This window comes from Polaribacter sp. PL03 (genome assembly GCF_033875165.1).
Taxonomy (GTDB): Bacteria; Bacteroidota; Bacteroidia; order Flavobacteriales; family Flavobacteriaceae; genus Polaribacter.
On record NZ_JAWZSV010000001.1, the window covers coordinates 211,800 to 224,422 of the forward strand.

General features: G+C 29.0%; 12 protein-coding genes. 4 read left to right on the forward strand and 8 right to left on the reverse strand.

Going from position 1 to position 12,623, the window contains the following annotated elements:
* Positions 1 to 81: 81 nt before the first annotated feature.
* Entirely contained in the window at positions 82 to 1,227 is a 1,146-nt protein-coding gene (locus tag SHK09_RS00870; protein ID WP_319808877.1) for a DNA polymerase III subunit delta', read from the forward strand.
* On the opposite strand, the gene SHK09_RS00875 is transcribed toward SHK09_RS00870, so the two are convergent.
* From SHK09_RS00875 to SHK09_RS00885, 3 genes are all read right to left on the reverse strand, one after another.
* Positions 1,228 to 1,785 (reverse strand): MOSC domain-containing protein, encoded by a 558-nt coding sequence (locus tag SHK09_RS00875; protein ID WP_319808878.1) that lies wholly within the window; start codon positions 1,783 to 1,785, stop codon positions 1,228 to 1,230.
* A gap of 4 nt (positions 1,786 to 1,789) precedes the next feature.
* On the reverse strand, positions 1,790 to 2,557 hold the full coding sequence (locus tag SHK09_RS00880; protein WP_319808879.1) for an enoyl-CoA hydratase/isomerase family protein: 768 nt from the start codon (positions 2,555 to 2,557) through the stop codon (positions 1,790 to 1,792).
* 105 nt (positions 2,558 to 2,662) lie between these two features.
* Entirely contained in the window at positions 2,663 to 3,997 is a 1,335-nt protein-coding gene (locus SHK09_RS00885) for an MATE family efflux transporter (protein ID WP_319808880.1), read from the reverse strand.
* Between the two features lie 95 nt (positions 3,998 to 4,092).
* Between SHK09_RS00885 and SHK09_RS00890 the strand changes: the two genes are divergently transcribed.
* On the forward strand, positions 4,093 to 4,887 hold the full coding sequence (locus SHK09_RS00890; RefSeq protein ID WP_319808881.1) for a universal stress protein: 795 nt from the start codon (positions 4,093 to 4,095) through the stop codon (positions 4,885 to 4,887).
* On the opposite strand, the gene SHK09_RS00895 is transcribed toward SHK09_RS00890, so the two are convergent.
* Entirely contained in the window at positions 4,884 to 7,637 is a 2,754-nt protein-coding gene (locus tag SHK09_RS00895; protein WP_319808882.1) for a PD-(D/E)XK nuclease family protein, read from the reverse strand. The genes SHK09_RS00890 and SHK09_RS00895 overlap by 4 nt on opposite strands.
* 80 nt (positions 7,638 to 7,717) lie before the next feature.
* Here SHK09_RS00895 and SHK09_RS00900 point away from each other — a divergent pair, with 80 nt between their 5' ends.
* Complete coding sequence (locus SHK09_RS00900; protein ID WP_319808883.1) at positions 7,718 to 8,506, forward strand: amidohydrolase; 789 nt, start codon at positions 7,718 to 7,720, stop codon at positions 8,504 to 8,506.
* Positions 8,499 to 9,014 (forward strand): GNAT family N-acetyltransferase, encoded by a 516-nt coding sequence (locus tag SHK09_RS00905; RefSeq protein ID WP_319808884.1) that lies wholly within the window; start codon positions 8,499 to 8,501, stop codon positions 9,012 to 9,014. Before SHK09_RS00900 ends, SHK09_RS00905 begins: the two co-directional genes overlap by 8 nt.
* A 179-nt stretch (positions 9,015 to 9,193) precedes the next feature.
* On the opposite strand, the gene SHK09_RS00910 is transcribed toward SHK09_RS00905, so the two are convergent.
* The 4 genes from SHK09_RS00910 to SHK09_RS00925 all read right to left on the reverse strand — a co-directional run bounded on the left by SHK09_RS00910 (position 9,194) and on the right by SHK09_RS00925 (position 12,614).
* Positions 9,194 to 10,174, reverse strand: coding sequence for an acyl-ACP desaturase (locus SHK09_RS00910; protein ID WP_319808885.1), 981 nt, complete (start codon positions 10,172 to 10,174; stop codon positions 9,194 to 9,196).
* 6 nt (positions 10,175 to 10,180) lie between these two features.
* Positions 10,181 to 10,909 carry a lysophospholipid acyltransferase family protein gene (locus SHK09_RS00915; protein WP_319808886.1) on the reverse strand — a complete coding sequence of 243 codons (729 nt, stop codon included), beginning with the start codon at positions 10,907 to 10,909 and terminating at the stop codon, positions 10,181 to 10,183.
* 76 nt (positions 10,910 to 10,985) lie between these two features.
* Positions 10,986 to 11,408, reverse strand: a complete 423-nt coding sequence (locus SHK09_RS00920; RefSeq protein WP_319809333.1) for a hypothetical protein — start codon at positions 11,406 to 11,408, stop codon at positions 10,986 to 10,988.
* Between the two features lie 99 nt (positions 11,409 to 11,507).
* Entirely contained in the window at positions 11,508 to 12,614 is a 1,107-nt protein-coding gene (locus SHK09_RS00925) for a hypothetical protein (RefSeq protein WP_319808887.1), read from the reverse strand.
* Positions 12,615 to 12,623: the final 9 nt, after the last annotated feature.

Below are 12,623 nucleotides of genomic sequence, written 5' to 3' on the forward strand. Positions count from 1 at the left end.
TATTGTAAACTCAATTTTATAAATTAAAAGATTGCTTTCTAAAATTGATGAATTTCTGAAGAACAAATTTTATATTTGTAAATGCTTTTCAACCAAATTATAGGTCAAGAACACATAAAAAACCATTTGCAGGTTTCTGCAGAAAATGGTAGAATTCCTCATGCTCAATTATTTGTAGGTAAAGAAGGTAGTGGTACTTTGCCAATGGCAATTGCTTACGCTCAATTTTTACTATGTAATTCTTCGGATAATGCTGATGCTTGTAATATTAAGTGTGATAAATTACAACACCCAGATTTACATTTTGCTTTTCCTGTAACTACAAATGATGCTGTAAAAAAACACGCAGTAAGCAACTTATTTTTAGAAGATTGGCGCGATTTTGTAAAAAACCAATCGTACGGAAGTCTATTTAATTGGTTGCAATTTATTGGTGTAGAAAACAAACAAGGTAATATTGGTGTTGACGAAGCGGAAGCGGTAGTTAAAAAATTACAATTAAAATCTTACGAAGGTGGTTTTAAAGTGATGATTATTTGGATGGCTGAAAAAATGAATATTGCTGCTGCAAATAAACTTTTAAAATTAATTGAAGAGCCACCAAACAAAACTGTTTTTATTTTAATTACAGAAAATGAAGAGCAGATTATTAATACCATTAAATCTCGTTGCCAAGCGTTACATTTTCCTGTTTTAAGTGAAAACGATATTACTAAAGCTTTAGTTGACAGAGAGAATTGTTCTGAAAATGAAGCAGCTAAAATTGCACATCAAGCAGAAGGAAATTATAATAAAGCGGTACATTTATTAAACAATGATTCTTCTGACCTAGTTTTTGAAGAATGGTTTATTGCTTGGATTAGAACTGCTTTTAGAGCTAAAGGAAATGCTTCTGTTGTGCAACAATTAATAGAATGGTCTGAAACTATTTCAAAAACCGGACGAGAAACACAAAAGCGATTTTTAGAATATTGTTTACAGTTTTTTAGACAAGCACTATTGCTAAATTATAAAAGTGATAATTTGGTTTTTATGGAAACTAAAACGGGTTTCGATCTTTCTAAGTTTGCACCTTTTGTACATTCTGCAAACATTCTAGACATAGAAAAAGAACTAAATGATGCCATGTATCATATAGAAAGAAATGGTAATGCTAAAATTATTTTGTTAGATCTTTCTATGAAACTTACTCGTTTTTTACATAAAAAAGAGGATACAGTTTCTTAATTAAATACCTTTTACAGCTCTTTCTGCAACATACAAATCTGCAATTGTTGGGTTTTCTGGGCAAGATTTAATTTGAACAAATTCATCATTAGTTTTTACAAAACCTGTTTGTAAAACTTTAAAGTAAACACCACAGAAAGTAGTGTTCCAGAATTTTTTTACAATTTTCATATCATTAAAACGAACACCTAATTTCATACAAGGGTTTCTTGGAACTGTAACTTCTAAAATAGTTTCACCAACTTTAAAAGTATCTCCTTGATGTATTTTTGTTTCGTCTAAATCATCAATTGTTAAGTTTTCTCCAAAAATTCCTTTTTCGAAATCTAAATGAGGATACGCAGATTTCCAATACTTGTAATGTTTAAAAGAATAACCATAAACCGCTTGTAAAACTCCACCATGATCTATTCTATTACAAATAACATCACCTTTAACATCTTCTAAATCTAAGAAAATAGGTTCTTCAACTGAATATTTAAAAATACCTGTTGTAACTATAGTTCCTTTCCAGTCAATTTCTTTTCGTTCTCCAATATTGGTTGAAATGATTTTCAATGTCTTACTTTTTAAATTTTGATAATGCCTTTTTTGTAAATTCTGATAAAACTAATTCTCCAGAAACTGCAGCTCTTTCTTCTAATAAATCATTCCAGCTTTCGGTTCCTTTCCAAAGTACTTTTTTCATTTCTTTTAGAGCAGTAGTATTGTAAGAAGCTAACTTAGTTGCCATTAAATCTATCTCTTTGTCTAACTCATTTATAGATTCGAAAACCTTAGCGTACAAACCTTTTTCCTTTGCCCAATATGCATTTTTCCAGCTTGTTGCATCTAAAGTTAATTCTGCTGTACCAGAAACACCTATTTTTCTAGTTACTGCTGGTTCAATTACAAAAGGTCCTATTCCTATGGTAAATTCAGATAATTTTATTGCAGCGTTTTCTGATGCAAAAACATAATCGCAAGCTGCGGCTAAACCAACACCACCACCAACAGTTTTTCCTTGAATTCTACCAATAATTAATTTCCCACAGGTTCGCATTGCATTAATTACGTTTGCAAAACCAGAGAAAAATTGTTTTCCTTGTTCTAAGTTAGATATTGCTACCAATTCATCAAAAGAAGCACCAGCACAAAATGCTTTTTCTCCTTCAGATTTTAAAATAATTATAGAAACTTCATCATTATTACCTGCAGACACTAACTCTTTTCTTAATCGTTCTAATAACTCGCTAGGAAAAGAATTGCTTGCTGGATGCCCAAATTCTATAGTTGCAATGTTATTTTGAATATTGGTGTATAAACTTCCGTTTTGTCTTGTTGTGGTCATAAACTGAATTTTAAGTAAAAATAAGGTTTAATTCTTAAAAGTTCTAGATGCATTTTTTCTTCAATCTTAAAAAGCATTCGAACAAAGAATTTATAAAGTTATCATTTATTTATTTGCTGCAAGTGGTAAAAATTTGCTTCTAAATTTAAATACAAGTGGTAAACCTCTAGCAATAATCCACAGTGTAAAAGCAACCCAAATTGCAATTAATTTATAATCGAAATAATCAAAAATTAATAAAGTGGGAATAAAAACAAGACCTGTTGCAAAAATTAAAAGGTTTCTTAAATATTTCATTTCTCCCATTCCTTTAAACATTCCATCAAAAATAAAAGTAACAGCATTTATAGGTTGGGTTATTAAAACAATCCAAAAAACAGTATAAAATTGCTCTAAAACTAATTCTTCTTTAGTAAATACTCTACCAATAGAATCATAAAAAAACACACCAATTAAAGCCATTATAAGTCCCATTACAAGGCCGTATTTAAGTAATTTATTACTTAATTCTATTAGAGATTTATAATCTTTTGCTCCTAATAACTTACCAGACAATATATTTCCTGCACTAGAATAACCATCTATCATAAAAGCACCTAAAAACCATATATTTAAGCTAATTGTGTACGCTGCAATATATTCTTTCCCATAATCTGTGGCGTATGAAGTTGCCAAGTATAGTGCCAAATTTAAAGCAATAGTTCGTACAAAAAGATTAGAAATCATGTTTAATAACCTCGGAATTTCTGCATGAAAAGGAAGACTTAATTTTAAGGATATTGTTGTTTTCTTCAATAATAAATACAGCGAAATAACTGCCATTGTTATTTGCGAAATTACACTTGCGTAAGCAGCTCCTCTTATATGCATTGCAGGAATATAATCTTCTATTCCGTAGACAAAAATAATATCTAAAACAATATTTAAAGAGGCACCAATTATAGCAATTATCATTGGGTAATAGGTATTTTGCAAACCTCTAAAAGTTCCAAAAACAGCAAATACAAAAAGAGCGAATGGGAAACCAAAAATTCTGATATTAAAGTATGTAATACAATATTCTAAAATCTGACCTGAGGCATTATAAAATTCGAAAATTTGTCTAGAAAACGGATATGAAATTGCCAGAATCAAAAAACTACCTAAAACCACAATTGCAATAGCTTGCGCAGGCAACTCTTTAACTTCATCTAATTTATTAGCACCAACATATTGAGAAACAATAGATGAAATAGCACTTCTTATTTGCCCAAAAACCCAAACTAACATAGAAATAAAGGCACCAACAATACCAACTGCTGCTAAACTTTCTGTTGCATTTGTATCTATATTTCCTATAATTGCAGTATCTGTAATAGACAAAACAGGTTCTGCAATACCTGCTATTAAAGCAGGAATTGCTAATTTATTAATATTCTTAAAACTAATATTTGTTTTCAAAAAATCTTCTTTTTACAAAGGTACATATCTAAAAAATGTAATAACAAATCATTCACTTAAAATTAACTAACTTTGCATCGTTAAAACTTACCACTATGAAACATATTTTAGTACCAATAGGATCTACAGAAAATGCAAAAGGAACATTGCAATATGCAATTGATTTTGCTTCAGAAATTAATGCAAAAGTGTTTGTTTTTAGAGCTTATAGTTCGCAAAGTAAAGCAGGAACTATGAAAAACGTTGATACTATTATAGAACGTGAAACTAGTTTATACCTTAGAACTATGGTAAGTTCTTGTGACATTAAAAATGTAGAAATTAAATTAATTTCTGCAAAAGGAGGCGTTGTAGATAGCGTAAAAGCTATAGACCAAGAATTAGGAATTGATTTAGTTATTGTAGGTACAAAAAGTAACTCTATTAAAGAAGGTCTTTTTCTAGGAAGAACTGCAGGAAGTTTAGTAAAAAAAGCAAACTTAGCAATTTTAGCTGTACCAGAAGGTTATAAATTTCAGCCTATTTCTAATGTTTTAATGGCTTTTAAATCTGGTATTGTAAAAAGTAAAACAGCTGTAAAACCTTTACAATTTATAGTAGAGAAATTTAAGTCTAAAGTTAATTTACTACTAGTTAAAACACCTAAGTATAAAGAAGAAGATTTAATTCTACATAAAAGCTTAAAAGACTTTCAAAATACATTAACTGTTACAGAAAATCCAACAACTTTTCAAGGAGTTTTAGAACACATAAAAACACACAACCCAGATATGTTATGCGTTTTTACACGTAAAAGAGGTTTCTTTAAAAAACTTTGGGAAAAGAATACTATTCTAAAAGAAGAATTTTATTCTAACGTACCTTTATTAGTTTTAAAAGGAAAATCTTAATACCTTAAATCTGCAGGCTCAATAAAATCTATTTTTGAGTTGTAGATTTCTTGTATATAGATTTTAATTTCTTCTATAAATTCGTCTAATTTTTCTTGTGTAATATTTGTTTCTGGTTTTTTTCTTGGTAGTGCAAAATCTATTGGTAAGAAGCCACTATTTAAGTTTTTAAACGAATAAATACCAGCTTCTAAAGGTTGAGAAAAACTATAGTTTTTACTCTTTGTAAATAAATAGGCATAAAGTAAAACTTGTATTGCTTTTAGATGCTTTTCATCTCGTAAAGTAGCAAATTCTGGCACTCTTAAATTAGCACCAGTTACCATACCTGTTTTATAATCTATAATTCTTAAAACACCATTTAACTCATCTACTCGATCTACTTGCCCATGTAATTTTACAGGAAAGTCGAGACCTTCAATTTCTATTTCTGCAGATAAGTTTTGTTCTGTTGCAATAATTTTTAGTTTATTATTTTCATCTTTTACCAACTCTTTTTCTTTAGATAAAAAGTTGCTAACAAACCTATTGGCAACTTCAAAAATTAAACGATTTTTTCCTTTAGATATATCTCCATTTTTAAACTGAAGCTCGAAATGTTTCACAACCAAATCTTTTGCTTCTTTTTCCATTTTAGAAATAATATCTAGCGATAAAAACTCATTTACAAATGGCGTATATAATTCATCTAAAACTTCATGAACAACAGTACCTAATGTATTAAAAGCAACTGTTTCTTCAACATCATCAAACTCTTTAATCTTTAATATTTTTTGTTTGTAAAACGAAACAGGATTGTGTAAATAATTAGATAAAGCAGAAGGTGAAATTCCTTTTTCTGCCAATTCTTTTAATCGAATAGCAGTAGCTTCATTCTTTTTTATTTCTTTTAGTTCTTTCTTATTAGAAATTACTTTTGGCGATATATTTTTCTGAACAATATCACCTCGCATCATTTCTAACTGAGTAACAAATCTACTTTTTTCTCCGCTTCCAAAAACATCATGTTCTGTATTATAAAGTATAAAAACGTTTTTTGCTCTTTGTAATAATCTAAAAAAGTGATATGAAAAAATAGCGTCTTTTTCTCTATATGTTGGTAAGCCAAAAGCTAATTTAACATCGAAAGGAATAAACGTATTTTGCTGAGAACTTGCAGGTAAAACACCTTCGTTTGTAGATGTTAAAATAATATTATCGAAATCTAAAACACGCGTTTCTAGCATACCCATTAACTGCAAACCTCTTAATGCTTGCCCTTGAAAAGACAAAGTTTCTGATGAAATTAATTGTTTAAAAAATAAAGAAAGTGTTTTTAAATCTGTAAAATACTCATATTCTGTTTGCAGCGTTTTTAACTGTGTAAAAGCGGTATAAAAACGAAAAAGATACTCTTTTTCTAAATCTGTTACATCTTCTTTTAAAAGATTAATTAGGTTTAAAATTCTATCTAAAAAATTGTTAATAGTCGTGTAAGAACTAAAAATAGAAGCAATAGCACTTTTTACTTTTGCATCTGTATCTTTTAAGATGTTTTCTATTTGTGTTTTACTTATAAAAATATGATTTTCCTTTCCTATCTCTTCTGTAAAATCATCTACCAAAGTATTCTTTTCTTTTGATAGTAATTTATAAACAGATTGATGTTTTAAAAACCGAACTACATCTTTATGATAAAATTCATTTACAATTGTTTTCTGTAATTTTTCTTGAGAAACAAACAATTGAAAAATAGAAAACAACAAGCTTGTTGTAGGAATATCTTTTAAAGGATATCCCATAGTTATATTTATTGCATTAATATTTTTTGGTAATGAATTTAGGGTAATTGGCAGTAATGTTTCATCTGCTAAAATAAGTGCTGTATTCTTAAAGTCTTTAAATTTTTCTAAAATCTCTCCTGCGTACTTTATCTGAGTTGTGTTTTTAGAAGCACCAATTACTTCAATATTTTTTGGCTTAGAAAAATAATTACTCAGTGTTTTTAATGGGTTTTTCTCATAGTATTTCCATTCCTTCTTATACTTTCTAATAAAAGTACCTGCTTGATGATTCGATTTAAAAAAAGCTTCATCCAAATCCCAATAAATATCAGAATTGTTAGTTTCTAATACTTTCTGAAACAAAAACTCTTCGGCTTTATTTAGTGCATTAAAACCAATAAAAATAAACTTTTTATGACTGTTCTTTTCAAGGTAACCGTCTATATTATTACACGCTTCTCTATACATTAAACCTTGGTAACCAATCTTTTTTTCTAATAAGAATTGATATAAAGGTGGATAAAAATTATTTAATTTTTCTAAGAAAGCATAATGGTCTTTCATAAACTCGGTTTCTTGGAAAGTACCTGTTACAGACCATTTTCTTAAACGTTCTATATCTTTTATGTAAACAAAAATCTCTTTTGTGTTTACTAAATGTTGATCTATTTCGCTAAAATCTTGCAACACCGTAAATGCCCAAGAAGAAAAAGTATCGAAAGAATCTGGGTCTTTTTCTAAACTTTTATAAATTGTATAAAAATGAAACAACAATTGAATGCTATCTGCTTTTTCTATACCAGAAACTTGCTGTATAAACTGCTCTATGTTTACCGTTTCTGGCAAAAAACCAACAGAAATTTTATCTTTTAAAGTTTGTTTTAAAAACACTTTGGCTCTTTGAGACGGCATTATAAACACCACATCTTCAAAAGATTTAGTCGTTTTTAAAATGGCATCTAAAGTTTCTGAAATAAAGGATTGCATAGTTTTTTTTGGTGTTCAATTGGTTTTCTAAATTACAAAAACTTACTTTTATAGTTGATACATCTTTAAAATTAATTTTAATGAAAAACGAATTGAAAATAGTTGGTATTCAGGCTAATTTAGTTTGGGAAAATCCTGCAGAAAACATTGCTTTTTTTGAAAAACAAATTAATTGCTTACATAAAGATGTAGATCTTATTGTTTTACCAGAAATGTTTGCAACAGGTTTTACAATGAATCCTGAGAAAAACGCAGAGAAAATGGATGGTTTTTCTGTTTCTTGGATGCAGAAAATAGCTAAAGAAAAACAAACTGCTATTTGTGGAAGTTTGGTGATTTCTGATAATGAAAAATTTTATAATCGTTTGGTTTTTGTACACCCAGAAGGCACAATAGAAACTTATAACAAAAGGCATTCTTTTACTTTAGCTGGCGAAGACAAAGTATATAGTTCTGGTTCTAAAAAATTAATAATAATTTATAAAGGATGGAAAATTTGTCCTTTAATATGTTACGATTTACGATTTCCTGTTTGGGCTAGAAATACCGAAAATTACGATCTTTTAATATTTATGGCAAATTGGCCGGTTACCAGAATAAAAGCTTGGGATACACTTTTAAAAGCACGTTCTATAGAAAACATGAGTTATGTTGTTGGTGTAAATAGAACAGGAAAAGACTTTAATAATTATAACTATTCTGGTAATTCTTTAATTATTGATTATTTGGGTGAAGAACTGTCTAAACTAGAGTTAAATGAAGTTGGCTTTGTATCTGCTATTTTGTCTAAAGACAATTTAGAAAACATAAGAAACAAACTTGGTTTCTTAAATGATAAGGATACTTTTAAAATTGAAAACTATGATTAAGAATGTAAAAATTACTGATATTGAAGAGGTTTTTAACTTATATAAAACCGCATCTAATTATCAAAAAGAAAAGAAGACGGTAGTTGTTTGGCCAGATTTTAATAGAGATATGGTTGTAAATGAAATTTTAGAAAAAAGACAGTTTAAGTTTTTAATAAATAATGAAGTAGCTTGTATTTGGGCAATTACCTTTTCTGATGAACAAATATGGGAAGATAAGAATAAAGACAAAGCAGTTTACATTCATAGAATTGCAACAAACCCTAATTTTAGAGGAAATAATTATATCTATAAAATTGTTAATTGGGCAAAAAAATTTGCTATTAAAAACGGAATTCAATTTATTAGATTAGATACATTAGGTGAAAATAACAAACTAATTGAGCATTACAAAAAAGCCGGATTTGATTTTTTAGGGTTGTTTCATTTAAAAGATACTTCTAATTTACCAGAGCATTATAAAAAAGCACCTGTTTGCCTTTTTGAAATAGATTTAAATAAAAAGTAAAAACCTTTCTATTCCGAAATACAGGAACCGAAAGGTTTTTAAAATTTATAGTTGTCGCTTATTTTTAATTAAGCTGGCAAACAAGTCTAGCCCTGATTGAAGTGACATCCTTTTTGTTTTTCACAAAAAGATATAACGAAAAGCAGGAAATAGCTTCTTATATTCTTAATGAAAAATATTTAAGCAGGTAACATCCATTTGAAGTTAAACTTTGTGTCTGGTACTACAATTCTTTCTGTAATTCTGTACATTCTGTCTGGAAGCTTCATTAGATAATCTCTAGCTTTTTCTGCTTCTGGTGTAAGATTTGTAATCTTATCTATTTCCCAAGCTTCATTTAATTTCTTAATAATGTCTACATAATCGAAACCTGTATATACACCAATTCTTTGTGCTACAGAAGAAAAATCGTCAAACAAGGTTCCTTTTGCTGCATAAGATTCTCTTAAGTGTAATGCTGGCATTACAATTTTGTGTTTCATCATATGTTGAAAAGCCAACATCATTTCACTAGGATCTATTTTAAAGATTTCTCTAACAAATTCTGTGTATGCTTGGTGGTGACGCATTTCGTCTCCTGCAATAATTTTAGACATTTTAGCTAAAGCTTTATGTCCTTTTTTACGTGCAATTTTTGCAACATTGTTATGGGAAACATATGTTGCTAATTCTTGAAAACTTGTATACACAAAGTTTTTATACGGGTCTGTTGAAGTACCAATATCAAAACCGTCTGAAATTAAATGCTGTGTCGTAATTTCTACTTCACGCATATTTACTCGTCCAGATAAATACAAGTATTTATTTAAAACGTCTCCATGTCTGTTTTCTTCTGCCGTCCAAGTTCTTACCCATTTTGCCCAAGAGTTATCTGGGTCTTGAGAAACACCATCTAAATCTAATAACCAAGATTCATATGTTGGTAAAGCTTCTTCTGTTATAGTATCTCCTACTAAAACTACCCAAAAATCGTCATGTAATTCTTTAGACAATTCTCTAATTTCTTCTACTTCTGTAATAAAAGAATCTTTCTGAGAATTTGGAAGAAAATCTGTTGGTTGCCATATTTTTTCTGCAGGAATTAAGTACTTGTCCATAAAACGGTCCATACTTTTTTCTAGCGTTAACATTACTTCTTTTCTGATATTATATATAGACATAATTTTCTATTTTATATGTTCTTTAATAACTTTTTCTGTTTTTTCTAATAACTCTTCAAAAGGTAAAGAATTAATTTTAATTGGTTCGTGGGTTATAATTGTAATTGGACTTCCTAAACCTAAAGGAAATTTGCCATATTTAAAAACTTTCCACGAATTATTAATTGTTAAAGGTACAATATAACCTTCTTTATTATACTTAGTTATTACTTTTAATCCGTTTGAAGCAAACTTTCTAGGTGCACCGTCTCTACTTCTGGTTCCTTCTGGAAAAATAATAGCTCCCCATTTTTTTTCTTTTATTCGTTTAGAAAAGGCTACTAAAGCAGTAATTGCTTGCTTTGGGTCTTTTCTATTTATTAATGCAGCACCACCATGCCTTAAATTAAAAGAAACACTTGGTATTCCTTTACCTAATTCTACTTTGGCTACAAATTTGGGGTAATGTTTTCTAAAAAACCAACCTAAAGGCGCAACATCAAATGTTGATTGATGATTAGATACAAATACAATAGATGCATCTTCTGGTATTTTGTGCTTATTTATTAGGCGCACAGAAACACCTAGAATTAACATAGATTTTACCAAACAAAAGTTTAAGGCATCTACCATTTTACCATGTGCATTTTGCCCAAATAATTTAAAACTTAACCATTGTAAAGGATGAAATATGATTAATATCAAAAAAAATGCCAATATAAAAATTGGTGATATTATATAACTTAAAATCTTCAATGTATGTGTTCTTTAAAAGTTAAAGTATATTTTGTAAAACTGCTGTATTACATTTATAGAATATAACTTAATTCTACTAAAACCAGTTACTCCAAGGAATTCTAGAAAGTATTAATAACAACGCTAATCCGTAAAAAATTACAAATGTTTTAAATTTTGCAGCGTCTTCTTGTTTCTTTTTGTGCTTAGACCAACCTATTGTTATTAAAACGATAGCTAAAATCATCATTATTGGGTGTTCTACTGCTAATAATCTTGTTGGCTTATCTGCCATAACTGCTGCTGCATCTGCCTTTAATGCTTTAAACCATGGCGACATAAAGTACCATCCTAAACCTATTAATAATTGTATATGAGCTACAATTAAAGTAAACAAACCTAATCTTAGGTCTTTGTCTGCAAATTGTTTTTTTTGTGTTAACCCAATAATAGCATTTATTACTGCAAATACTAATATTGCTAGTACTAAGTACGCCCAATAAGAGTGTATATCTTTCATCATAATAGTTGGTTTTTTAGTTCTTACAAAGTTACTAATTTTTATGCATAAAAAAACCACCTCTATTGAGGTGGTTTTCTATTTTTTATAAATATGTTACTATTGTAAAACGTAATCTGATCCTTCTAAAACAACATTTAATGTTGCATTACCATTAGAACCATCATAAAAAGCATAAGTAACTGCAAATTTCTGACCTACAACTGCACTTGGGTAGTTGTTTTTCAAAATTGTATTAATTTTTGCTAAACGTTGTTCAACAGTTTCTTCATCTTTACCTGATCTTAAATCGAAGTTATTAAAGAATCCGTTACCAACTAAAGTATAGTCTGCATTTGACAAAGTAACTTTAATAGTGTTATCTGGTACCCAATTAACACCGTTGTGACCTAACTTAATTGTTTCGTTAATTACGTTGTTATATTTAGTCCAAGTTGCACCGTCATAAATAAAGAACGCTACATAGCTTTTTACAACTCTAGCACTACTATCATATAATTTGTACATAACACCTTCTATTCTTCCAGAAACTGGTGCCTCAAAAGACAACTTATTCTTTAAGTATAAAGGTATTTTTACGAATGCTTCATCTTCAGATGAAAATTGAGCTCTACCTTCTCCCATTGCAGTATACTCATCATCGCTAATACCAATAGACATTTCCCAAGTACCGCTATTGTTAATAAAACCATTATTTAAAGTACTTGTTGTACCATTATAATAATCATAAGTTAAATCTACCAATAATCTATTTTCTGCACTTGGATATTTAGTATCTAAAAATGCAGTAATTTGATTTAAACTAGAAAAGTTTGGAAAACTTAACCCCTGAGCAGTGTAATCTGCTGCTGAAACTGTATAATTTACAAAGCTTTTTTCATCATTTTTCTTATTGAATAACTTGTAAGTTACTAATGCAGAAGAAGATTGATTAACGTCTCCATTTGCAAGAAATGTAGCTCCTAATTGAGGATATTTTGCTGATAAAAAACCAGGTAACATTTCTTTAGCATCTTCTTCAGAACTAAAGTTTCCAAAGTTTAACTCTAAAGTTGTATAATCTTCATCTGTTAGAGTAAGTACAAGATCGTCTACTAAAGCATCGTTTGCTGTAAGTGCGTCTACTTCTTCATTTACGTCCTCTAAAGGATTACATGAAGTAAATACGAACGCTGTAATTGCGAATAAATAAAATATTTTTTTCATTTTTATATA

Bases quoted from the DNA above. Each gene is read 5' to 3' on its own strand.
- SHK09_RS00870 (WP_319808877.1), top strand. From the start codon at position 82: ATGCTTTTCAACCAAATTATAGGTCAAGAACACATAAAAAACCATTTG.
- SHK09_RS00900 (WP_319808883.1), top strand. From the start codon at position 7,718: ATGAAAAACGAATTGAAAATAGTTGGTATTCAGGCTAATTTAGTTTGG.
- SHK09_RS00920 (WP_319809333.1), bottom strand. From the start codon at position 11,408: ATGAAAGATATACACTCTTATTGGGCGTACTTAGTACTAGCAATATTA.
- SHK09_RS00880 (WP_319808879.1), bottom strand. From the start codon at position 2,557: ATGACCACAACAAGACAAAACGGAAGTTTATACACCAATATTCAAAAT.
- SHK09_RS00905 (WP_319808884.1), top strand. From the start codon at position 8,499: ATGATTAAGAATGTAAAAATTACTGATATTGAAGAGGTTTTTAACTTA.
- SHK09_RS00890 (WP_319808881.1), top strand. From the start codon at position 4,093: ATGAAACATATTTTAGTACCAATAGGATCTACAGAAAATGCAAAAGGA.
- SHK09_RS00895 (WP_319808882.1), bottom strand. From the start codon at position 7,637: ATGCAATCCTTTATTTCAGAAACTTTAGATGCCATTTTAAAAACGACT.
- SHK09_RS00925 (WP_319808887.1), bottom strand. From the start codon at position 12,614: ATGAAAAAAATATTTTATTTATTCGCAATTACAGCGTTCGTATTTACT.
- SHK09_RS00910 (WP_319808885.1), bottom strand. From the start codon at position 10,174: ATGTCTATATATAATATCAGAAAAGAAGTAATGTTAACGCTAGAAAAA.